This window comes from Delftia sp. DS1230 (assembly GCF_040112715.1).
GTDB classification, from domain to species: Bacteria; Pseudomonadota; Gammaproteobacteria; order Burkholderiales; family Burkholderiaceae_C; genus Comamonas; species Comamonas tsuruhatensis.
On record NZ_CP157763.1, the window covers coordinates 2908298 to 2929875 of the forward strand.

19 protein-coding genes are annotated in these 21578 nt (G+C 63.9%); 10 read left to right on the forward strand and 9 right to left on the reverse strand.

Annotated elements, in window-relative coordinates; all coding sequences use genetic code 11:
* The first annotated feature begins 176 nt into the window (after positions 1–176).
* Positions 177–362 (forward strand): hypothetical protein, encoded by a 186-nt coding sequence (locus AAN986_RS13030; protein WP_349335697.1) that lies wholly within the window; start codon positions 177–179, stop codon positions 360–362.
* A gap of 245 nt (positions 363–607) precedes the next feature.
* Here AAN986_RS13030 and AAN986_RS13035 read toward each other — a convergent pair whose 3' ends face one another.
* The 4 genes from AAN986_RS13035 to AAN986_RS13050 form a co-directional block, all read right to left on the reverse strand.
* Positions 608–1531 (reverse strand): hypothetical protein, encoded by a 924-nt coding sequence (locus tag AAN986_RS13035; RefSeq protein ID WP_349335698.1) that lies wholly within the window; start codon positions 1529–1531, stop codon positions 608–610.
* A 323-nt stretch (positions 1532–1854) separates the two neighbouring features.
* Positions 1855–2265: a hypothetical protein gene (locus tag AAN986_RS13040; RefSeq protein ID WP_349335699.1), complete on the reverse strand. Its 411-nt coding sequence runs from the start codon at positions 2263–2265 to the stop codon at positions 1855–1857.
* A gap of 199 nt (positions 2266–2464) precedes the next feature.
* Positions 2465–3325 carry an HNH endonuclease gene (locus AAN986_RS13045; RefSeq protein WP_349335700.1) on the reverse strand — a complete coding sequence of 287 codons (861 nt, stop codon included), beginning with the start codon at positions 3323–3325 and terminating at the stop codon, positions 2465–2467.
* A 352-nt stretch (positions 3326–3677) separates the two neighbouring features.
* Positions 3678–4964: a restriction endonuclease gene (locus tag AAN986_RS13050; RefSeq protein WP_349335701.1), complete on the reverse strand. Its 1287-nt coding sequence runs from the start codon at positions 4962–4964 to the stop codon at positions 3678–3680.
* A 142-nt stretch (positions 4965–5106) separates the two neighbouring features.
* Between AAN986_RS13050 and AAN986_RS13055 the strand changes: the two genes are divergently transcribed.
* The 7 genes from AAN986_RS13055 (at position 5107) to AAN986_RS13085 (ending at position 13153) form a co-directional block, all read left to right on the forward strand.
* Positions 5107–6345, forward strand: a complete 1239-nt coding sequence (locus AAN986_RS13055; RefSeq protein WP_349335702.1) for an alpha-xenorhabdolysin family binary toxin subunit A — start codon at positions 5107–5109, stop codon at positions 6343–6345.
* A 65-nt stretch (positions 6346–6410) separates the two neighbouring features.
* The gene (locus AAN986_RS13060; protein ID WP_349335703.1) at positions 6411–8855 is read left to right on the forward strand and encodes a hypothetical protein; all 2445 of its coding nucleotides are present in this window, start codon (positions 6411–6413) and stop codon (positions 8853–8855) included.
* A complete protein-coding gene (locus AAN986_RS13065; protein ID WP_349335704.1) occupies positions 8852–10150 on the forward strand; it encodes a hypothetical protein in 1299 nt (432 codons plus the stop codon). Before AAN986_RS13060 ends, AAN986_RS13065 begins: the two co-directional genes overlap by 4 nt.
* Before the next feature lie 119 nt (positions 10151–10269).
* Positions 10270–11673, forward strand: a complete 1404-nt coding sequence (locus AAN986_RS13070) for an MFS transporter (protein WP_349335705.1) — start codon at positions 10270–10272, stop codon at positions 11671–11673.
* Positions 11674–11915: 242 nt separating this feature from the next.
* Positions 11916–12179, forward strand: coding sequence for a plasmid stabilization protein (locus tag AAN986_RS13075; protein ID WP_349335706.1), 264 nt, complete (start codon positions 11916–11918; stop codon positions 12177–12179).
* On the forward strand, positions 12169–12471 hold the full coding sequence (locus AAN986_RS13080; RefSeq protein WP_071956011.1) for a type II toxin-antitoxin system RelE/ParE family toxin: 303 nt from the start codon (positions 12169–12171) through the stop codon (positions 12469–12471). Before AAN986_RS13075 ends, AAN986_RS13080 begins: the two co-directional genes overlap by 11 nt.
* A gap of 244 nt (positions 12472–12715) precedes the next feature.
* Positions 12716–13153, forward strand: a complete 438-nt coding sequence (locus tag AAN986_RS13085) for an OsmC family protein (protein WP_034393960.1) — start codon at positions 12716–12718, stop codon at positions 13151–13153.
* Between the two features lie 42 nt (positions 13154–13195).
* On the opposite strand, the gene azu is transcribed toward AAN986_RS13085, so the two are convergent.
* Genes azu through AAN986_RS13110 form a run of 5 tightly spaced genes read right to left on the reverse strand, consistent with a single transcriptional unit; the run spans position 13196 to position 19223 of the window.
* Complete coding sequence (azu, locus tag AAN986_RS13090; RefSeq protein ID WP_052862769.1) at positions 13196–13687, reverse strand: azurin; 492 nt, start codon at positions 13685–13687, stop codon at positions 13196–13198.
* Positions 13688–13733: 46 nt separating this feature from the next.
* On the reverse strand, positions 13734–14600 hold the full coding sequence (locus AAN986_RS13095; protein WP_162233984.1) for an ABC transporter ATP-binding protein: 867 nt from the start codon (positions 14598–14600) through the stop codon (positions 13734–13736).
* Positions 14597–15685 (reverse strand): iron ABC transporter permease, encoded by a 1089-nt coding sequence (locus AAN986_RS13100; RefSeq protein ID WP_047219739.1) that lies wholly within the window; start codon positions 15683–15685, stop codon positions 14597–14599. Before AAN986_RS13100 ends, AAN986_RS13095 begins: the two co-directional genes overlap by 4 nt.
* Positions 15682–16893: an ABC transporter substrate-binding protein gene (locus AAN986_RS13105; protein WP_047219738.1), complete on the reverse strand. Its 1212-nt coding sequence runs from the start codon at positions 16891–16893 to the stop codon at positions 15682–15684. The genes AAN986_RS13100 and AAN986_RS13105 overlap by 4 nt, the downstream gene beginning before the upstream one ends.
* Positions 16894–16907: 14 nt before the next feature.
* Positions 16908–19223 carry a TonB-dependent siderophore receptor gene (locus AAN986_RS13110; RefSeq protein ID WP_047219737.1) on the reverse strand — a complete coding sequence of 772 codons (2316 nt, stop codon included), beginning with the start codon at positions 19221–19223 and terminating at the stop codon, positions 16908–16910.
* A gap of 152 nt (positions 19224–19375) precedes the next feature.
* Between AAN986_RS13110 and AAN986_RS13115 the strand changes: the two genes are divergently transcribed.
* Positions 19376–20140: a response regulator gene (locus AAN986_RS13115; RefSeq protein WP_013802320.1), complete on the forward strand. Its 765-nt coding sequence runs from the start codon at positions 19376–19378 to the stop codon at positions 20138–20140.
* Positions 20140–21576, forward strand: coding sequence for an ATP-binding protein (locus AAN986_RS13120; protein ID WP_047219736.1), 1437 nt, complete (start codon positions 20140–20142; stop codon positions 21574–21576). Before AAN986_RS13115 ends, AAN986_RS13120 begins: the two co-directional genes overlap by 1 nt.
* The last annotated feature ends 2 nt before the right edge of the window (positions 21577–21578 follow it).

Sequence of the window (21578 nt, forward strand, 5' to 3'; positions counted from 1 at the left end):
CGGTCCCGCCACACTCCCGAAAGCAGTTGGACGTACTCACAGGAGGCCTCATGGCTGCTTTCTTTGCGGGCGTATCAATGCCCGAACCCTCTCCCAATCCTTTGCGTGGTCCCGTGCTTCGAGCACATGGGCATTCCTTTGCGTCAGCCGCCAAGCGTGCTCATTGAGGAGTTGCCATGCTGTACTTTCAACTTTCCGAGCCGGAGTACAACAGCCTGCGGCGCGTGCAGGATCAGTTGGGGCTGATTTCCAGTTTGATTATTGGCGCTTATCCGGGGCATGCCTTGGAGCCGGTGACTCCTGGGCAATTGCTTGCATTTATTCAGGCGCAGGAAGAGGCGCTTGAGGGGGTGATGGGGTGAGTTAGTGAGCGCGGGGTGGTGCGGGGGACAGATTGACTGGGGTGCTGTACTGGGAGGCCACGCTTGAGATGCGTGGCCTTTCTGGGTGGTTTGGGGGCTGCTAGCGGAGTTTGGAGCACGTGGACAGTCAGTCTCTTGAGGCCTGCTCTCGGCCAGGAGCAGCTGGTCGCTGCGAGTAAAAGCGGACGCTCATCTAAGCTCAGGGGTGTGCCCCCGATAGACAGAGCGTCCCTTGCAACGATGGGCTAGTCATTTATCATCTTCTCCGCAAGGCGCTCAAGATTATCGAAGCGACCATCGCTACGTCCTTTATACAAGTAGCTTTGTTGAGGGCTTGGACGTAGGCACTGAGCCACCGTTGCCCCCAAGGCACGGCCTGTGGCGCCAGATAGCCTAAATCCTGGATGGCCGAAGCAGCGGCCATCATTGACGGTGATTTTTCCATAGGCAATTTCGGAAAGAACTAAGCCGATGCTTACGTCGCCAGACGCGACATAGCAGAAATTGAACTCAGACGTTTCATGGTTGAAGAATATCTCAGCAGGCGCCGTGAACAGCATGAGGTCAGAGGCCAGATTTCTCAGGTGAGACCTTTCTTTTTCCTTTTGCGGGTGTACGCACATGTCACTTTGCACTTTACTGATAACGGCAGAAGAGAACTGCTGTGGGTTTTCGCGGACGTAGAAGTAAGAGCAACCGAGTAGGAACGCAAACGCCAGCACAGGTACGTTTTTCTCATGTATCAAGTCGGCAAATTCCTTCACCTTACGCTCTGCAGACCAACGCTTGTGGTAGAAGTATTTAATCAGAACATAGTAATGCGCGATAAATTGAACGTTTTGTGCAATTGCCGGCGAATGTTTTGAAAAAACGCTGAGTAGCCTTTCGACCTCTTGCTGAGGTAGGTTATATAAGTAGTCTTCGCGAAGGGCCTCAACGTAGTGTCTAAATGCCCTATCTGGAGCGCCATGAGTTCGATGTTGTTCGGCTACAGCAACAATAGGCGTAACCTCGAGCTCTTGGCTCGCTGCCCACGCAAATAGACTTCGAATGTTTCCTACATTCTTCCGTTCTCGAATTGATCCAAGAATGTTTACGTCGAGCAATAGCAATCGATTGAGAGGCGAGACAGGGGTAAAACGATCCGGCTCAGTAGAAGGAAGTCCCATAAAGGGCGATCCAACAAAAATTGGAACTTCGTCGGCGGAAGAATTAATACATCCCAAAGTTATTGAATCGGAATGCCAGACTGTATGATATTGAAGCATATGCATTCTAAAAATGGATAATGACCGGCCCCGTTTTGGGCTGCTATAGATCAATTATCAATTAATGACCGCTTTGTGGAGAAAAGTTGACCGGCTGGTTAGGGTCGGTCTGCGACAGTCTCGGATCGGCCAGTAGCAGCCAATCAGGCTAAGGGAAATCAGTCGTTAACCATTTGAATTAGCAGTCCAGTCATCTACGCTGACTCAATGAACAGTTGGGATTATTACGAGAATTCAACTGAGAATTTGAAAGGGTGCGATGTCAATCCAAGATACCGACCCTTCTTATTAAGCGTAAAGTAGACGGTAAACCCTGTGTAACTATATTCGTTTTTATTTCTGTCTGCCTCAAAACCAAGTTCCACGCGAAAGTCAGCGTCCTTCTCTGATTGAAATGGACCAACAACTATCGAGTTGAGAAACCATTCCCCACTGTCTTTCATAAAAGACTCCAGTAGTGCAATCGATTTTTTCTTTATTAAAAAATATTCAGAAATTATTATCTTCGCGTCTTCAAGAGCCACGATACTTGGCGCCTCATCGGTACCATAAAGAAATAACTCTGTCCCATCTTCTGTTTGCGAAAACCATGCATTTGTTCCTTTTTCTTTTTTCAATTTATCAAGATCAAACATGCAGAGGTGATTTTAGTAGTAAAAGATGAAGAATAATACATTGCACTGGCCCCTAACGCCATACAAGTCTAGTCGGCGCTCTTTCTATGCCTTCACAATGACTGCTTAACGGCGGCCCAATGAAGGTCTCCTGTGGGTCGGTCTGAGACATTCGCAGATTGGCCAGGAGTCGATGGCAGTCGCAAGAAGAATCGTTTACTCAGCGCTTGAGGGAACTATTAGCGGCCAGCAAGCCATTAAGCTCGTCCATTTTTAACCAAGGCCTTTTGCGATGCAGCATTCTGTGGCAGTTGGAACAAACCAACGCTAGGTCTTCAATCTTGGTTTCTTCACCACCTTCGTGAAGCTCACTTATTGGTTTCGTATGATGGGCCTCAATAAAACCACGCCCAACTTCGCCGTAAATTTCAAGAAAATCAAAGCTGCAGCACGCGCATTTGAGTGAGCCGACCCTGGCCATTGCCTGCGCTTTTGCTTGCCTGATCAACGTCTGATTGCGCTCTCTGGCCAAGTGAAGCTTCTCTTTAAATTTCCCCTCCGGAAAGCCGGTACGTATTACAGGCCTATCAGGGTCCAGCCTGTTTGCTTTTTCCTTGCCCTCCGCGAGGACAAACAGGTCATCAATAAAATCATCTACTTCAGTAAAAATCTGTGGGATCGATATCTGCACGTTAGTGGAAAGAAAAATCTCTGCAAAGTATGCCCTACGCTCTTCATTTTTTTTGTCGTGCTTACTTGGCGAGTAACGCCAGTGCAAAAAAGATTCGCCGTGTGATTTTACAACATGGTGGATTTCAGCAATTGGACCAGATTTAGACTCGGGAAACAGGACAACATAAAAGTTATCACTATTTCGCCAATCGATTAGAATAATCCAAATGCCCTTCCCCGCAGAATTTTTGAATAAAAACGCGCCTTCGCATGGGCGATCGTTGGCCCACTGATGAAATCCCGAAAGATTTTTCTGCTTTATGTGTTTTTCAAGATGGTACTTTCCAATTTCCTCGTGCCCTGTCTTTACAAGCAGACTCGCTATTTTTTTGGCTGTTTGAACTTGCATCTAACTCCCCAGATCGCGAACGTACTGTAGATAACACTAAGCATCAGGTTATCTTGAACCTGTGGTCTAAATTGGCATGTAAAAGACGCAGCAAGGGGCTTGCAGCGAAGCTCTGTGTTATACGCCACCAATGAGACATGAATCCAATTCGGTGATGCAGGTAGCCGCCCTTCTGTCGTAGTCGCACACGGTGACTAGAGCAGGTCCACTTGCCAATTTTTTTAAAACACTAACTATAACTGAGACAGGACAGACCGATATGCATTACGCATAGATGTTTATTCATTGAATGACCACTTTGCGGCTTTTACTTATGTGTCAACTGAGGGTCGAAAGCAGGCCATCTACAAAATCAATTCTCATCCCCAACCCCAACCATCTCCCGTGTCCCCCGACACCCCGCACCAAACGCCGAACACCCCCAAAACGCCTTCCCAGCCGCAGGCCCTCGCTTAGCAACCCTCTTAACCATGGCTTTCCCGCATTGAGGACAGCCGGGTATTGGGGCAGCAGCCGGTTGCACTGTGTCAAAAGCAGGCTCCGTCTTGACGGGCTCGACCACAGGCACAGGGCTCGCCAAAGGTGCAGAAGTCCGGGCCTTGGTTGTTGAAGCCGCTCCTGTCTGGGCCTTTGCTTCCTTCAGCAATTTCATGAGCGCGGCGCCGTCCATGAGGTGGATATTTCTCCCCGCAGCAAAGGCCACAGCCTCCTGAGTAAACCGGCCAGAAGTCACCACAAAGCCGGCAGCGGCCCCATCAGCCGCCATGACGCCATATAGCTCGCGTACCGTGGAAACGCCTACCTTGAAGGCTTTCCACTGCTTGCATTGCACCAGTGTCTTTTCGCCATTCTTCGAGAGGACCAGGTCCACGCCACCATCGGGCCCGCCGCCACCGGTTTCCTTGACGCTGTAGCCGCGCCGCCGAAATCCCTCACCTACCAGCGTTTCAAACTCTCGCCATGACATGTTCTGCAGCGCATCCGCGCTGGAGCTGGCCGAGGTGGTTTCGAACAACCGGCTGCGGCGGCGCTTGCGCACGGCGGAAATGGCCGCGCCGGCCAGGCAGATGAGGGGCAGGATGTACTGGCCACCGGTAGCCAAGCCCTGCCATATGGCCGTGGTGGCCAATTGGCCTATTTGCTGCGGGTTTTGCGCTGCAGGCAGGGGACGGATGGCAATGGAGTGCAACACCATGTAGCTGGTGAGTGCCAATGCAATGCCGGCCCACCAGGGCAGCATGGCGATCAGATCCATGAGGTCTTCTGCCGTGCTGGTCTTTCGTTTTCTTGCCACTCCTGCGCCTCCATCGTGCAAATTGCCGAACATTTTGCAACATTTATGGGTGAGGCGAATTCCTGTGCCAATGGGTGCGGTGAAATCAAGAGAAATTGACACTGATGGTGTCTTCTGGTTGGCAATGAAAGTGCGCAATGCGCTATTGATTGCATAGCAGGTGGTGTATGCCTGGTCTGCGAAATTCCTTGCCTTGTCATTTGGGGCAATGGATTGATCGTGCTCATTGCCATGGGTCGCGCAGGGGACAGGCGCCATTGGGTGTGTGAGAGCAATCCGGTTGCTGTCCTTATCCCCAGTGCTGTATGAATTTGTGTCACTTGTTTGGGGGACATACAGGGCCATGGCGGCTACCTAGCATCCGGTCGACTGGAGCGCAAAAGTAGGGCGGGCGATGACTGCGGTGCGGTCATTTCTTCAACGCCGCCGCTTGTTTGCACACCGATTCGAGGCCGAATCCGGCCTTTCACCTTCAGGAGCCTTCGCCATGTCCGACGCTGCAAATTCAACGAATGCCTTCACTCCGTCTGCCGATATCTACAAGGGAATCTCCGTTCTCAGTTCAGAGGACTGGATCGGGCTGACGACGTTCTTCGAGTCTGCAGTCACCGACAACCCGACCACCACGGAGCTGATGCGCGCCATGCTGGGCATGCAGAAGCAGGATGCTTTCAGGCCGGAGTTTTCCGAAGCGGTGGAGCTGTTCGTCACGCTCAAGGGTGTCGGCCAGAAGTTCAAGGCCGATGTGCAGGACAAGATGCTGACCCTTGCCGACGATATCGTTCAGTACAACGATGTGGCGGCAACCACCTATGAACGGCTGATCGAGCTGGTGGACCGTTTCGATCTGGAGGGAGTGCCCACCCCATCGGCGGAGCCGGCGGTGGAAGCGAAATGGAAGGCCCTGGTCAAGGTTTGGGAAAGCGATACGCCCAGCGGGCGGTCGGAGCAGATCAAGCGCAATTTCAGCAGCGCGCTGGAGCAGTTGATTGAAGACGCCAATGCGCGCTCGGTGCGTGCCTTCGCGCTGCAGAACTCCATTCTTGACAACGGCAACGGAATACTGATGCGCCTGAATGCCTGCAAGACCGCATTCAATGGACAAAAGCAGAAGTTCACGACCACGCTGGGCGCCGAGGGTGCTGCCAACCAGAAGCTGAAGGCCGCTGTGGAGAAGCTGGAGAACGATTTGAAGGCCCTGCGCCGCAAGGAAAAGGATGAAGTCATCGTGCTGTCCACGTCTCCGGCCTATCTGGCCATTCCGCTTTTCGGGCCGCTGATTCTGGCGGGGGTGGATATCGGTGTGGGTGCGGACCTTGCGGTCACGCGCAGGAAGATTGCCGAGAAGGTCGATGAGGTGAGAACCATCCAGGCCACGATGGCCACGAACGAGCGCTTCATCGGCTACTACAACCGAAGCAATGATCGCTTTGACAGTATCAGCAAGAGCATTGAAGACCTGGGTCCCAAGCTCAAGACGCTGGGCGAGGCATGGCGTGCGATTTCTGCCGATCTGGGCAACATACACAAGGTCTTGAGCACCACCGGCCGCAAGTCCCTGCAAGGGGAAAACTGGTTCAGCCTGACGGTGGTGCTGGGCACGGCCAAGAAGGGCTGGGCGCGTGTCGCCGGACAGGCAGACCATTTCCGCCGTTTTGGCGGCACGCCCAAGAAGGCGCAGAGCGTGGACCAACTGGTGGAGCTTGCCAGCAAGAAGGCAGCCTGAGCGATCTGCTCCGGCCTTTGTCCAACCGCTGCACAGGTGCAGTGCCTTACCTGGAACCACCCGCCATGACTTCAGCAATGACTCCCGCGCTCACTGCCGCGATGACTCCCATTGAATTGCGAACCCTGATCGATCGCTACCGAGCCGAGGGCCTGGTGCCGCCAGGGCCGCTGGTCTGCAGCGGTGGCCGGGCGCCGGACGGCAGCTTCAATCCCTTCGGCATCGTGGCCGATCTGGTGGTGGACCTGAAGGTGTTGCTGGACGAGGCCGACGCGGCTGGCCTGCAGGCGCTGGACATCCATGCCGATACCGTGGTGGTGCCCGAGGGGTTCGACAGGCGGCTTGACGGTGCGGTGCGGCGGCTGACGGTGGTTGCCCGCCGCATTGTTTCCGAAGGCACGACGGTGCTGCGCATGCTGCATGACGAGGACAACGAGCTCAGCAGGGTGCGCATTTTCGTGGAAGCCGTGGAGGGCCGGTTCACGCTGTACGGCGGCCCCACGCGCGACACCCCTTATGCGCTGGAGGAGGCCTGGGACACGGTGGCGCGGCCACAGTTCAGCAATTTCCTGTGGCAGGACAACCGGGCTGTGGTGAAGCACACCCCCGTGCCGCCCGGCCTGCTGGAGCATGGCGAGCCGATGCACAGGGTGCTGGCCGCGCTGTTTGCCCTGAGCGCCGACATGGCAGGCAGGCCCGGCCACAGCGTGGCCGAGCTGGCGTTGTGCCATGAGGCGCTGGCCTGGATCACGCGTTGGTCAGGGGTCGAGTCCGGGTTTGGCGAGTTGATCCAGGCGGCGGGTTCGCTGCAGCGTCTGCTGCCGGTCATGGGCGTTGACGGGCTGGCCAGGCCGATTCCTGATCTGAGCGCCGGCAGCTACCTGTCGCTGGCCAAGGCCCGGCAGGAGGTGATGGCGGCCATGGAGGCCCACCTGCGCAGCCTGCGCGCCAGCGGCGAGCTGGCAGGTGCCGTGGGCAGCGTCGCGCAGGCGTTTGCCGACCGGGATACCTTGGACCTCAAGACGCTGGAGGCACGTTGCACCGAGCTGGAGCAGCGGTTGATTCAGCAGATCGAGGCCCTTGACCGCGCCGCACGCACGGTGCGCCAGGAGGAGCTTGAAGCGGAACTTGCCGCCATGCGGCTCAAGCTTGAAAGCGACGTTGCCCAGATCGTGCGCACCGTGAAGATGAGCCTGGAAATCGCCTTTGGCGTCATCGCAGTCGCGGGCAGCGTGGCCGCCCTGTGCGTGGGCGTGCCGCCCGACCCGAAGGCGCTGACCGAGACCGGTCAGAAAGGCGTGCTCGGCCTGAAGGATTTGTACGGGCAGGCCAAGACGCTTGGCGGCAGCATAGACGGCCCGCTCAAGGCGCTGAAGGCCCTGGGCCAGTCGTTTGCCATTCCACTGCAATGGGCCAGGCACAACTCCAGCACGCACATGAATCTGGTGGATCCCGCCAAGGGCGCATTGAATGCGGTGCTGCCGGTGATCCGTGGGCCGCTGGGCGGGCTGGATGTCGAGGGGATTTCCCGGGAGCTGGGCGACACCATGCGTGCACTTGCGCTCATGCCGGATGCCAATGAAGCCAAGGCCGCCTGGACGGTGCTGGAAAACGATGCAGTCAACAGGCTGGATCTGGTGCTTGCCACGGAAGGCACCGAGGCGGCCGTGCGCAACGCTGCCAACACCCTCAAGACACAGGTGCAGAAAGTGGCCGTCTATGGCCGCCTGCTGGCAGAGCAAAGCGCATCCAAGAATGCCATTGCCCGTGAGCTTGCCACGCTCAAGCTGGAGTACGTTGCGGTGATCGGCAAGCGCAAGCGCCTGCAGGCGCTGGAGCAGCAGGCGTTGACAGAGCTGGAGCGCAGCGCGCGGCTGCAGGGGGAAATCACCCTCAGGGCAGAAAGTGCGCGCCGCGGTTTCTTCGTGGACTGCTTCGGGGTCCGCGCCGCACAGGCCTACGAGACCGGCAAGCAGCCCGGCCACCGTCTGTCGATGCCGGGCACGGCCGCTGCCATGGCAGATGCACACGCCACCCTGCTGGCAGACCACGCCAGCGCGCAGGCGGCCAATGCCAGAACCCAAGGGGATCTGCGGCGGGAATTGCGGGTCACTGACGTCGCGCTGCTGCAGCAGCTGGCGCATGGACAGCCCATCAGCCTGTCCATTGCCACCAGCCATCCGGCACTGGCCAGCTACCGCCGCATCCGCCTTTCGTCGGTGCAGGCCTGGCTGGAGTTTGCCGATGCCTCGGCCCAGCGCATCAATATCGACATGGTGACCGGCAGCGACTTTCACGACAGCACAGGCAACGGGGTCGAGAGGCTTTTCTGCTCGCCCCTGAAGATCAACTTCACCTACGCCGGCGACCAGATCGAGTTCTCGCAGCATCTGGGAGACGTCTGCCCGACGCCGTTCACGACGTGGCTGATCGAAGTGCTGGAGCCCCGACAGATGCCGGCAGCGCCTCGGGCCCTGCGCCTGTTGATGGCCGGCACTGCCGCCAAATGAGCCGGCTTCTGTGGCTGCCCGCCGCTGCCACGGCGCTGTGCTGCGGTGGCGCTCTGGCATCAAGCTGCCGCGTCGAAGCCGAGCCCGCGCGTGAGCCAGTCGCAAGGCAGGTATGGACCGATATCGCCGAGTTCTCGTTCCTGACCGGGCTTGATCTGGACGATGCCAGCGGCCGCATGACGCTGGTAAGGAGCCTGGAGAGCATGCAGTCGTTCCCTGCGCTGAAGGCGGCATCGGCCGCTTGGGGCACGCTGCGTGCCCGTATCGACGGGCTGGCCGACACGGTGCAAAAGCTGGGGCAGGCCGTCGGGCGTTTGCAGCAGCTGTGTGACCAGCTGGATGCCGTTTCGCTGACCCCCGACGCACCGCTGGACGAGGCCCGATGGAATGCGGGTGTCGCAGCCGTCGAGACGGAGATGGATACGGCCATTGCGGCGGCTGCACCCGTCGTGGCGCAGCTGGAAAGTCATGCCTCGCTGCTTCGCGTGGCCGCCGCGCACCATGCCAGGCAGCCGCCACCGGCAAACGCGGTGGTCCGCCTTGGGCCCGCGCCGCAGGCGATGGCAACGGAATTCAGCAACCTGGCATTGCGCTGGCGGGCCGTGGCCTCCGACCTTGCAAATGCTCGCCGCATCTTGCCGGTGAGGCCGGTGCGCGGCTCGTCCGCGCCCCTGATCGCCATGACGGCCGCCATGCGGGAACTGGCACGGATCTACGCCGAGGCGCACGCGCTCTCGGCCCAGCGGCTCAGCGATGCGGATTTTCGACGCTACGAGACGGGCGACTACCTGTACGACCAGTGCCCCATGCTCAAGGACCGCCAATGGGTCGGGCTGCAAAACCTGTATTGGAGCGAAAGGCGCAATGCGGTAGCGCTGCTGCAGGGCACGGGCCTTGTGTCTCCCCCCGGGCTGTACAACCTCAAGCCATGGCAGATTTCCGTCCCGGCCATGATTCTGGGCGCCGACAGATGGAGGTTCATGCGCACCGGCAAGGGCTACTGGCTTGTCCAGAATGCGGCGTTCGGACCGGGCACCATGGCGCTCGATGTCACCAGCGTGGCCGGGAAACCGCATCTTGAGCTGAAGATGACGGCGTCGGCGGGAGACTCCCCACGCTTCAGCGGCCAGCAATGGCGCTGTGCGCCCAGTGACCTGCCGGGCCAGTTCCATCTCTACAACCGCTTCCTGTCGGATGCCGTCGTGCTGGACACGGCCAATGACAATGGCATTGCCGTCATGCTGCCGGCCACCAGCCGCTCCTCTGGCCAGTATTGGCGCGTGATCGAGCGGTAAGAGGTACTTGGGGGCAGGACCCCTTGATCTCAACCGCACTTGAGGTTGCATGCTCCAGGCTTCTCGTCGCCATGGCACTGCGCCATGGCCGGCGCAGACCCTGCAACCAAGAAGCATCCATGCCCCATCAAGATTCCCTCACGCTGGACGATCAGGTCCGGCCGACGACCACCGAGAGCTGGTCCATCCTGTCCTCCCCCTACCGCCTGACGACGATCGGCATCGTCTCGCTGGTGGCCTTGATTGCCTTTGAGGCCCTGGCCGTGGCCACCGCCATGCCGGCCGTGGCCCGCGCGCTCGATGGGGTGCCGCTGTATGCGGTTGCCTTTGGCGTGACCCTGGCCACCAGCGTGGTGGGCATGACGGTGGCGGGCGGCTGGTGCGACGCGCGCGGGCCGGCGGCGCCGCTGTGGTCTGGCATGGCGTGTTTTGTGGCGGGGCTGCTGCTGGCGGGCTTTGCGCCGTCCATGCCGGTGTTTCTGGCGGGGCGGCTGGTTCAGGGGCTGGGGGCCGGTGGCATGTCGGTGGCGCTGTACGTGCTGGTGGGCCGGCGGTATCCCGAGGCACTGCGGCGGCGCATTTTTGCGGCGTTTGCCACGGCCTGGGTGGTGCCCGCGCTGGTGGGGCCGGCGTTGAGCGGCCTGGTGGTGGAGCACCTGGGCTGGCGCTGGGTATTCCTGGGCGTGCCCCTGCTGGCCTTGCCGGCCGGGGCGATGCTGCGCCCGGCGCTCCAAGGCCTGGGCGGCCATGGCCAGGGCATGCAGGGCGGTGTGCGGCGCGGGCTGTGGGCCCTGGGCGCGGCCACGGGCATCTGCCTTCTGTATGTGGGCGGGCAGAGGCAATCGGCGGGCGCCTTGGGGGCGGTGGCGGTGGCCGCGGCCTTGTCGCTGGTCTGCACCTGGAAGCTCTTGCCGGCCGGCACGCTGCGCGCCGGGCGCGGGCTGCCCAGCGTGATCGCCCTACGCGGGCTGGTGTTTGCAGCATTCTTCGGGGCCGAGGCGTTCCTGCCGCTGGTGCTGGCGCGCGAGCACGGGCTGTCAGCGCCCATGGCGGGGCTGGTGCTGAGCGCGGGTGCGCTGGGCTGGTGTTCCGCCTCCTGGTACCAGGGACACAGCCGCAACGGGTGGAGCCGTCACCGCTTCCTGCGCGTGGGCACCAGCGCGGTGCTGGCGGGCGTGCTGCTGACGGCATCGGTGGCCTGGCCGGCCGTGCCCGTGTGGGTGGCGGTGGGGGGCTGGATCGTGTCGGGGCTGGGCATGGGCCTGCTGTCGGCAAGCCTGTCGGTGCTCACGCTGTCCATGTCCGCGCCTGGCGAGCAGGGCGCCAACAGCTCGGCCCTGCAGCTGTGCGAGGCCATTGCCGTGGCGGCCACCCTGGCCATTGGCGGATCGCTGTTCGCGGCCTTGCTGGAGATTTCGGCCCAGGCGGCCTATCTGGCGAATTTTGGGGTTGCGGCCGGGGCGGCGGTGCTGGCGGCGGTGATCGTGGGGCGAACGGATACGCGGCAGGTGTTTGTGGGGTGAGGAGGCAGGAGGCTGATCCAGCCGCAGGAGTGGGTATCCACAGTCTTTTTAGTGCCATGGGGTGGCGGGGCCTGGGCTCGGGTTTGGCGCAGGCACCGCTGCGCGGACGGGGCGCCGATCACTCACGCGATTGAGCGGCAGAAGGAGCGACAAACCGTGGGCTATCATCATCCGTCAGGTCCATCCGCGTAACAGCCGTCTGTTGCGCTGGCAGTGCGGCCTGCAACGTCTGGAGAGCGGCTATGACCACCACTACGCACTATGAGAACGCCAATTTTCTGCGTGAACTTGCGGAGAACCTGCCACGTATCCTCCCCACCAGTGGCTCCGACAAGATGGAGCTGCTGCAGCGCCTGGCGGATGAGGAACTGGCCCAGGCGGAATATGACGATTGGGTGCGCGCGAAGGTGGCAGCCGCCCGTTCGGACAAACAGACCGGGATGAGTACGGATCAGGTGCGGCAACTCCTGCGGGCTCGTGCCGAGGAGTTGCGTGGTGGCGCATAGGGTCGACTGGCGTCCGCCTGCAATTGAGGATATGCGGGCGCTTTTTGAATATTTGCTCGAGCATGCTTCGCTGTGGGACGCGGAGAACGTCACGGAGCAAGTGCTGCGCTCCACAGACCGCCTTGCCGAGTTTCCGCGCTTGTATGAAGCCGATCCGCGCTATGGCGATGGTGTCCGCCGCGTCAGTGTTGCCGGTCAGAACCTTTTGTATGAAGTGGATGACCAGGCGCAAACTGTCAATATCCTCGCCGTAGTTGGGCAACGCCAGCAACCTCGGCTGAGGAAGTGCTGATCGCCCGAATGGGGTCGGCAATGCACCCGGCCGACTTGATGCCGCATCCCTACGCCCCGTCTCCTCACCGCAATTTGAAGATGGCCTTGTTCGTGTTGAATAGGGAGGAACGCCCGGGACAGGGTCGTCGATTCTGTCTCTGTAGGACGTGTGCGCAGGGGCTGGCGCGCCCCGGGACCACGCCTTGCCCCGTGGCGCCTGTGCTGTGATGGCGGCTTGTCCAACCAACGCACAGGAGAAACACATGTCCGAGAAAACCGCTTCCGTCCATTGGGAAGGTGCAGGCAAGACCGGCCAGGGCCGCATCAGCACGGAGACCGGCGCGCTCAAGGACCATCCCTACGGATTCGGCAGCCGCTTCGGGGATGACCGCAAGGGAACGAATCCCGAGGAGATCGTGGGCGCCGCACATGCGGCCTGTTTCACGATGGCCTTTGCCTTTGCCTGCGAGAAGGCGGGCATCGCCACCGAGATGCTGGACACCACGGCCAAGGTCCGGCTTGCCAAGGATGGCGAGGGCTTCAAGATCGACCGCATCGCCCTCACGCTGCAGGCCAAGGTGCCCGGCATCGACGATGCGCAGTTTCAGAAAATCGCCCAGGAGGCCAAGTCCCAGTGCCCGCTGTCCAAGGCGCTGGCAGGCGTGCCCGAGGTGACCTTGGCGGCGACGCTGCTGCATTGAACGCGCAGGCCCTTTGGGCCTTTGCCGCGCGGTGACGCGGCCTCAATCCTCCAGTACCAGCCTTCCCCGCATGGGCAGCGCATGCGAGGGATACGAGCAGAAGTAGGTATAGCTCTCGCCCTTGCGCAGGCGCGCCACGGGGAAGGTGACCGAGGCATGCTCACCGCCCGACAGCATTTGCGTGGCGGCGATGACGCGTGCGTCGGCGTGGTCCACCCAGGCCCGGTCGGGGCCGGCGCGCAGGCCGTTGGCGATCACGGCGTCGATGTCGGCGCTGCGGGCCAGCACCCAGTTGTGCCCGGCTTCCTGCCAGGGCTTCCTGCCGGTGTGGACCAGGTGGACGGTGAAGTTCTCGCAGCGCACGCTGACGCGGATTTCGGCCAGGCTGAAGCGTTTGCCGGGCTGGCCTTCAATGGTGGTTTCGCAGGCGGGATGGGCCACGCTGGATGCGGGCGTGGGGTGGGCATGCTGGGCCTGGGCGTTCAGGCAGAAGGCGGCCAGCAAGGCAGCGGCGGCGGTGATGCGGGTATGCATTCGGAATCTCCAAAAAAGCGGATGGATCTGGAATCGGGGACCGGGCTCAGGCCGCAGCCGTCAGCCCGTCTACGATGACCTGGGGAAGGCCCTGGGAGCAGGGCTCCACCCGGGCCTGCACGCCGTAGACGTGGGCCAGCAGGGCGGGGGTGATGGCCTGGGCGGGCGGGCCGTCGGCCAGCAGCTGGCCTTGCTTGAGCACGATGACGCGGTCGGCGTGGCGCAGGGCGGCGCCCAGGTCGTGCAGCACGACCAGGGTGGTCATGCCGTGGCGGCGCGTTTGCTCGCGCACCAGCTGCATGACGTGGAACTGGTGGTTGAGGTCCAGGGCGGACAAGGGTTCGTCCAGCAGCAGCACGCGCGGTTCGCGGATCAGGGCCTGGGCCAGGCCTGCAAGCTGGGACTGGCCGCCAGACAGCTCATCCAGGTGGCGCATGGCCAGGTGGGCGATGCCCAGGTGCTCAAGCAGGGCGGCAGCCTGGGTGACCGCATCCGGGGAGCCGGCCTGCTGCGGGCGCGTGGTGTGTGGCGAGGCCTTGCGCGCGGCCAGCAGTGATTCGATGACGCGCAGGTGCACGGCGGCCGGCAGGGCCTGGGACAGGTAGACGATGCGGCGCGCGCGCTCGGCCAGGCTGGCGTGCTGCAGTTCCTGGCCTTCCAGCGTGATGCTGCCCTGGGCGCGCACCAGGCCGGCCAGGGCACGCAGCAGGGTGGACTTGCCGCTGCCGTTGGGCCCCAGCACCACGGTGAGCGTGCCGGCGCGCAGCGGGGCGATGTCCAGCGATTCGATGACGCGTCGGCGCCCGTAGGCGACGCTGAGACCCTCGATCTGCAGACCATCTTGCGTGAGAGGTGGCAGATAGGTGGGTGCGAAGTGCGGGGTATTCAGGGAGGTGTTCAGGGTGGTGCTCATGTCCGCCCCCGCGTGCGCAACACGATGGCCAGAAAGAAGGGAATGCCCACCAGCGAGGTGACGATGCCCACCGGGATGATCACGCCCGGGATCAGCGTCTTGGACGCCACCGAGGCCAGCGACAGCACCAGCGCGCCGATGAGGGCGGCGGCGGGCAGGTAGAAGCGGTGGTCATCCCCCACCATGCGGCGCGCGATGTGCGGTGCCACCAGGCCGATGAAGCCGATGCTGCCCACAAAGGCCACGGACAGCGCGGCCAGCAGGCTGATGTGCAGCAGGGCGCCCAGGCGCAGTCGGCGCACGTCCACGCCAAAGCTGGCGGCACGGTCCTCGCCCAGGCGCAAGGCGGTGAGGCGCCAGGCGTTGAGCAGCGAGAACGGCAGCACCAGGGCCAGCGCGGCGGCCAGCCCGGCCACCTTGGGCCAGGTGGCGCGCGAGAGGCTTCCCATGGTCCAGAAGACCAGGCCCTGCAGTGCCTCGGCCGTGGCCACGAACTGGAGCAAAGAGACCAGGGCGTTGAAGCTGAACACCAGGGCAATGCCGAACAGCACCACGCCCGATGCGCTCATGCCGCCCCAGCGCGCCACCAGGTCCAGCAGCAGGGCCGAGGCCATGGCGAACAGGAAGGCGTTGGCAGGCACTGCCCAGGCCGTGGGCACGCCGGGCAGGCTCCAGTCCAGCACGATGGCCAGGGCCGCGCCAAAGGCGGCGGCCGAGGACAGGCCCAGCGTGAACGGGCTGGCCAGCGGGTTGGCCAGCACGGTCTGCATCTCGGCGCCGGCCAGGCCCAGGGACAGGCCCACGGCCACGGCCATCAAGGCGTAGGGCAGGCGAATGTCCCAGACGATGACGCGCAGCGCAGGCGGCGCCTGGTCGGCATGGCCCAGGGTGGCGATCAACTGGTCCAGCGCCAGCCCGGAGGGGCCGGTGGTGAAGTCCAGCAGCAGCGCGCCCACGATGGCCGCAGCCAGCAGGGCCAGCACCAGCACGCGCATGGCGGTCAGGCGCCGGTAGCCCCTGGCCAGCGGTGCTGCATTGGCGGCCGGGCTGGCGAGCTCCACGGGCAGGTCGGCGGCCATGTTCATCGCGCGGCTCCGCTGGCCGCTGTGGCCGCTGCCTTGGCAGGTGCATCGCCCCAGAAGGCGCCGTGCATGGGCAGGACGGGCAGGAAGCGGCGGTTGATCTCGTCCAGTGTGGCCTGGGGATCGATGTCGCCAAAGCGCTCTGGGTAGAACCACTTGGCCATGGCCTCGATGGCCAGGATGTTGGTGGGCGCGTCGTAGAAGTTGTGCCACAGGCCGTGGGCGCGGCCCTGGCGAACGGCGCTCAGCACCTCGAAACCGGGGCGCGCGGTCAGCGTCTGCAGGCTGGCCGAAAGGTCGGCCGGCGCCACGCCGCTGCCGGCCTTGAGCATGAGGCGGTTGCTCTGCGGGCGGCTGCCGGTGGCGATGTAGACCTCGGGGTCGGCGGCGATCAGGGCTTCCTGGTGCATGTCGCCTATGGCGCCGGGCACCTTGCCGGCCGCGACGTTGATGCCGCCGGCCGCCTCGATGAATTCGCCCATGTTGCCCTTGCCCACGGTGTGGCAGCAGCCGTCCCAGACGCCGGCCAGCAGCTCGGCGAAGACGCGCGGGCGCTGGCTGGTGGGAATGCCCTCCACCCGCTGGCGCACCTGCTGCAGGTGCTGCTCGTAGAAGCGCGCATAGGCCTCGGCCTGTTCCTCGCGGTGCACGGCCTTGCCCAGGATGCGCATGCTGGCCAGGGTGTTGCGCACGGGCTGGGCGCGAAAGTCGATGAAGACCACGGGCACGCCGGCCTTCTTGAGATCGTTGACCAGGCCGCTCTGGCGCCCCGGACCATGTCCGCCCAGGCCGAAGATGGCGATGTCGGGCCGGGTGGAGACCGATTGCTCGGCGCTGACGCTGTCTTCCGAGGTGCGGCCGATGACCGGGATGCGGTCTATGGCCGGGAAGCGGCGCCGGTAGTCGGCATAGCCGTTGGGGTCGGCGAAGGGCAGCTCGCCCTGCCACCCGGCGATGCGGGCCAGCGGCTGGTCACCCTCGATCAGGGCCAGGGCGTAGAGGAAGCGGCCCTCGCCCAGCAGGATGCGCTCCACCTTGGCGGGGATTTCGACCGTGCGGCCGACGATGTCGACCACGGTGGCGGCCGGTGCATTGGCAGCGGTGCCGGCAGGCGAGGCCGCAAGCGCGGAGGCGGACAGCAGGGCGGCGGCGCAGGCTGCGGCCAGCGCCAGCAGGGCGCGGCGTGTGGTGAGACGTTGGATGGATGTCATGGTGTGGCCCCTGCTCAGAAGGACAGGTCCAGGCCCGCCGTGTAGGTGCGGCCCGCGCCCGGCACGCCGTAGAGCTGGAAGCCGTCCAGCGAGGCGCCGATGCGGCTCCAGTAGAAGCGGTTGGTGAGGTTGTTGATGTTGAAGCGGGCCGTGAGCTGGCGGTTGATGCGCCAGCTCAGCGCCAGGTTCTGCACGAAGTAGCTGGGCGCTTTCTCGTGGTCGGCCACATAGATGGGGTGCACGCCGTTGGGACCGTTGACGGTGCTGGACGTATTGTTCTGGCCGCCCACCATGACGTTGTCCGTATAGCGGCGCTCGCCCACGTACTGCGCGCCCCAGCTCAGGGTGACGGCGGGCGTGACCAGGAAGGAGGTCCAGACGCTGCCGCTCCAGTCGGGCACGTTCCTGGCCTCGGCACCTTCGTTCGCGCCCTTGGTGAGGCGGCTCTTCAAGTGGGACAGGCCGGCGTACACCGACCAGCGCGGCGTGATCTCGCTCTGGGCGCCCAGCTCGAAACCCTGCACCCGCTTGGCGGGCAGGGCGCGCACGGGCGAGACGCTGTCGGGGCTGTACTCCCACGATTCGCTCAGCTCGGTGCGGAACACGGCGCCGGTCAGCGACAGGCGCCCGCCCAGCACGTCCCACTTGCTGCCTGCCTCCCAGGTTCGTGACAGGGCCGGCGCATAGGCCAGCTGGGCGGCCGTGCCGTAGACGCCGTTGTTCGTGGTCACGCCCATGGCCGAGGGCTGGGCCGCGCGGCTGTAGGAGACATAGATGGAGCCCTCGCTGGCCGGCTTGTAGACCAGGCCCAGGCGGCCGCTGAGCGCGCCGTCCGTGCGGCTGGCGCCGCCGTTGTTCGCCTGCCAGCGGTCGTAGCGCAGCGCCGTCTGGGCCTGCCAGCGCGGCGAGAAGGTGATGGTGTCGTTCACATACACGCCCGCGTTCTGCACCGTGGCGCGCGCGCTGCCCGCGCCCACCACCGTGGGCGTGCCCGGGAAGATGGTGGCCGGGTCGGCCATGTCGAAGCCCAGCGTCCCGGTGGGCAGGTCCATGCTGCGCTCGCGGTCGCCATAGGTCTCGCGGTACAGCTCCAGCCCTGCCGTGAGGTCGTGCTTGAAACCTGCCGTCTCGAAACTGGTGCGCACATCGGTCTGGTTGTTGGCGATGGTGTAGCGCTTGGACACGGACACCGAGGCCAGGCGCAGCGAGGCATTGGCGCCCGTGGTGTCCACCAGGCCGTAGTCGCCATAGGACAGGATGCCGCCCGGCGCCGTCACCAGCCCGCCCAGGCCCACATAGCCCAGCGAGTTCTTGCTGCTGCCGCTGTTGAAGCGCGCGGGCGCCAGCACGCTCCAGTTGTCCGAGCGCTCGTAGCGGAACTGGTTGCGCACCGTGGTCGTGGGCGAGAGGTCATGCTCCACGCGGGCCGTCGCCATATCCGTGCGCGACTGCTGGGTGTAGAGGTTGGAGGCGCCGTACCAGGCATTGCGCGGCACGCCCGGCATCAACTGGCCGCCCGTGCCGCGCTGAATGGGCAGGCCGCCATCGGGCATGTTGTCGTCCACCTGGTGGAAGACGTTGACCACGGTGCGCGTGGAAGTGCCCAGGCCGTGGGCGAACGAGGCTGCCACGCCGTAGCGGTCATAGTCCACCACGTTGCGGCCGGCCACGTCGTTCTGATGCTTCATGAGGTTCAGGCGCACGGCGCCGGTCTCGCCCACGCTGCGGTTCAGGTCGGCCGTGGCGCGGCGGTAGCCATCGCTGCCCACGCCCACCGAGCTGTTGTAGAACGTGTCGCGCCTGGCTTCCTTGCTGACCAGGTTGACGCTGCCGCCCACGGCGGACACGCCAGACTCCACCGAGCCTGTGCCCTTGTAGACCTCGGCCTGCTCCAGGTTGAAGGTGTCGGTGCGGCTGGCCATGCCGCCGTCGCGCACGCCGTCGATGGTGATGGCCTGCTCGGCCGAGAAGCCCCGGATGGTGAAGAAATCTCCCCAGCCCAGATTGCCCTCGCCCGAGGTGAAGGTGATGCCGGGCACGTTCTGCAGCACCTCCTGCAGGCTCTGGGCGTTTTGCTCGCGGATCAGCTCGGCCGGCACCACGTTGATGCTTTGCGGCGTGTCGCGCAGCGGCTGGGTGAGCTTGGGCGACTGCACGGCGGCGGGCTGGTAGGCAGGCGCCTCACGCGTGGAGCGGACCTCGACCGTGCCCAGGGGCGATGCCGGAGCGGCCGCAGTCTGGGCCACGGCCAGGGTGGAGAAGGCGCCCAGCGTCAGCGCAAGGCTGGTGGACAGGGCCGGAGGGAAACTGTTGGAGTGCTGAGAAGACATGGCGACGAATCACTAGAATGAAAATCGTTCTTATTGACGAGCAGGACTCTAGTGACGCGACAGCGCAGACAGGGCAGCGACCGCCGGGCAAATGCAATGCTCCATTGCACAGGCTGCCGCCACAACATTCCATTACAAAACGCCGTGCGCCAATGCAATCCATGAGCGCACCAGCCGCCGCATCCCCGGCCGCCCAGGGTCCGCGCATCCTGGTGGTGGACGACGATCCCGACATCCGCGAGCTGCTGTGCGACTACCTGCGCGCCTCGGGCATGCGCCCGGCCGCCGTGGGTGACGGCCAGGCCATGTGGGACTGGCTGGGCCGGCATGCGGCCGACCTCATCGTGCTGGACCTGATGCTGCCCGGCACCGACGGCCTGGCCCTGTGCCGCAGCCTGCGCGAACGCACCCACATCCCCGTGGTCATGCTCACGGCGCGCGGCGCCTTGCTGGACCGCATCCTGGGCCTGGAGATGGGGGCCGACGACTACCTGCCCAAGCCCTTCGATCCGCGCGAGCTGCTGGCGCGCATCAAGGTGGTGCTGCGCCGCGTGGCCCAGGCACCGGCGCCGGCCAGCGAGCCGGAGCATCTGCCCGTGCTGCGCTTTGCCGGCTGGACGCTGGACATGCGCGCGCGCGAGCTGCGCTCGCCCCAGGCCGTGCTGGTGCCGCTGGCCCAGTCCGACTACCGCGTGCTCTGCGCCCTGGCCAGCAACCCGCACCGCACGCTGAGCCGCGACTACCTGGCCGACCATGTGTTCGGTCGCGAGCGCCAGGCCCAGGACCGCGCCATCGACGTCTGCGTCAGCCGACTGCGCCAGCACCTGGAAGACCCCGCGCGCCAGGCCAGCCTGATCCGCACCGTGCGCAACGCCGGCTACGTGCTGACCTGCGATGTGGTGCCGCAGGCATCGTGATGGCTTGGGCACAGACCGGCGCGCTGCTGCGACGCCTGTGGCCGCAGACGCTGTCGGGGCGCGTGGCCCTTATCCTGGTGGCCGGCATGCTGGCCGCCCAGGCGCTCACGGGCACCATCTGGTGGGAAAGCCGGCGCAGCCAGCTCCTGGAAGTGCCGTTGCGCCTGCTGGGCGCGCGCGCCGCTGATTCGCTGCTGCTGCTGTCCTCGCTGCCGCCCGAGGCGCGCGCCGCCGCCGTGGGCACGCTGAGCACGCAGGGCTACCAGCTGGCCCTGCTGGACGGCGCCCAGGCGCGGCACCTCATGGACCGCCAGCAGACCGACGCTGCCGATGCAGCCGACGTCATGGCCGGCGAGTTGCTGGCCGATGTGCTGGCGCGGCGCGTGGGCGCTGTCGTGCCTTTTCACCTGCTGGCGCTGGAGCTGCATGGCGGCGCAGAGACCCTGCTCACTGCCCATGAGCCCGAAGCCCATGTGCGCATGCTGCTGGGCCTGGGCAACGGCCAGTGGCTGCAGGTGCAGGCGGTGGAGGGCGAGGCTGGCTACCCCGTCAGGCCCTATTGGGCGTTGGCCGACTATGTGCTGCGCATCTACCTGCTGCGCATCATCGTGGTCGTGGTGGTGGCCCTGCTGGCCGTGCGCCTGGCCATGCGCCCGCTGGCGCGCATGGCCAGCGCGGCCGACGCGCTGGGCAAGGACCTCAAAAGCCCGCCCCTGCCGCTGGACGGCCCGCGCGAGGTGCGCCAGGCGGCCCAGGCCTTCAATGCCATGCAGCAGCGCATCGCCGATGGCGTGGCCGAGCGCACGCGTTTCTTTGCAGCCGTCTCGCACGACCTGCGCACGCCCATCACGCGGCTGCGCCTGCGCTCGGAAATGCTGGAGCCCGAAGCCCTGCGCGACAAATTCCGCCGCGATCTGCAGGAGATGGAAGCCATGGTCACCGCCACGCTGGACATGCTCACCGGCGCCGACGCGCGCGGCGAGCACCAGGCGCTGGACATCAACGCCCTGGTACAGGGCGTGGCCCAGGACCTGGGCGAGGCGCATGGAGTGCACATCCCCATCACGGGCCGCGCCCTGGGCCCGCTCGATTGCTATCCCCACAGCCTGCGCCGCTGCCTGCAGAACCTGCTGGAGAACGCGCTGCGCTATGGCCGCGACGCCGAACTGCGCATCAGCGACAGCGACGATTTGCTGCGCATCGACGTGCTGGACCGGGGGCCGGGCATTGCCCAGGAGCAACTGGCCCAGGTGCTGGAGCCGTTCTACCGCCTGGAGGCCTCGCGCAACGCGGGCTCTGGCGGGTTTGGCCTGGGCCTGTCCATTGCCGATGCCGTTGCCAAGGCGCACGGCGGGCGCATTGTGCTGGCCAACCGCGAAGGAGGTGGTTTGAAAGCGGTGTTACATTTACCGCGCTCCAATGGGCGGGCGTACTGACC

Coding starts and splice junctions, on each gene's coding strand:
- AAN986_RS13110 (WP_047219737.1), bottom strand. CDS start 19,223: ATGTCTTCTCAGCACTCCAACAGTTTCCCTCCGGCCCTGTCCACCAGC.
- azu (WP_052862769.1), bottom strand. CDS start 13,687: ATGCATACCCGCATCACCGCCGCCGCTGCCTTGCTGGCCGCCTTCTGC.
- AAN986_RS13120 (WP_047219736.1), top strand. CDS start 20,140: ATGGCTTGGGCACAGACCGGCGCGCTGCTGCGACGCCTGTGGCCGCAG.
- AAN986_RS13060 (WP_349335703.1), top strand. CDS start 6,411: ATGACTTCAGCAATGACTCCCGCGCTCACTGCCGCGATGACTCCCATT.
- AAN986_RS13105 (WP_047219738.1), bottom strand. CDS start 16,893: ATGACATCCATCCAACGTCTCACCACACGCCGCGCCCTGCTGGCGCTG.
- AAN986_RS13050 (WP_349335701.1), bottom strand. CDS start 4,964: ATGGCCCTGTATGTCCCCCAAACAAGTGACACAAATTCATACAGCACT.
- AAN986_RS13065 (WP_349335704.1), top strand. CDS start 8,852: ATGAGCCGGCTTCTGTGGCTGCCCGCCGCTGCCACGGCGCTGTGCTGC.
- AAN986_RS13045 (WP_349335700.1), bottom strand. CDS start 3,325: ATGCAAGTTCAAACAGCCAAAAAAATAGCGAGTCTGCTTGTAAAGACA.
- AAN986_RS13035 (WP_349335698.1), bottom strand. CDS start 1,531: ATGGGACTTCCTTCTACTGAGCCGGATCGTTTTACCCCTGTCTCGCCT.
- AAN986_RS13040 (WP_349335699.1), bottom strand. CDS start 2,265: ATGTTTGATCTTGATAAATTGAAAAAAGAAAAAGGAACAAATGCATGG.
- AAN986_RS13055 (WP_349335702.1), top strand. CDS start 5,107: ATGTCCGACGCTGCAAATTCAACGAATGCCTTCACTCCGTCTGCCGAT.
- AAN986_RS13030 (WP_349335697.1), top strand. CDS start 177: ATGCTGTACTTTCAACTTTCCGAGCCGGAGTACAACAGCCTGCGGCGC.
- AAN986_RS13070 (WP_349335705.1), top strand. CDS start 10,270: ATGCCCCATCAAGATTCCCTCACGCTGGACGATCAGGTCCGGCCGACG.
- AAN986_RS13100 (WP_047219739.1), bottom strand. CDS start 15,685: ATGAACATGGCCGCCGACCTGCCCGTGGAGCTCGCCAGCCCGGCCGCC.
- AAN986_RS13075 (WP_349335706.1), top strand. CDS start 11,916: ATGACCACCACTACGCACTATGAGAACGCCAATTTTCTGCGTGAACTT.
- AAN986_RS13085 (WP_034393960.1), top strand. CDS start 12,716: ATGTCCGAGAAAACCGCTTCCGTCCATTGGGAAGGTGCAGGCAAGACC.
- AAN986_RS13115 (WP_013802320.1), top strand. CDS start 19,376: ATGCAATCCATGAGCGCACCAGCCGCCGCATCCCCGGCCGCCCAGGGT.
- AAN986_RS13095 (WP_162233984.1), bottom strand. CDS start 14,600: ATGAGCACCACCCTGAACACCTCCCTGAATACCCCGCACTTCGCACCC.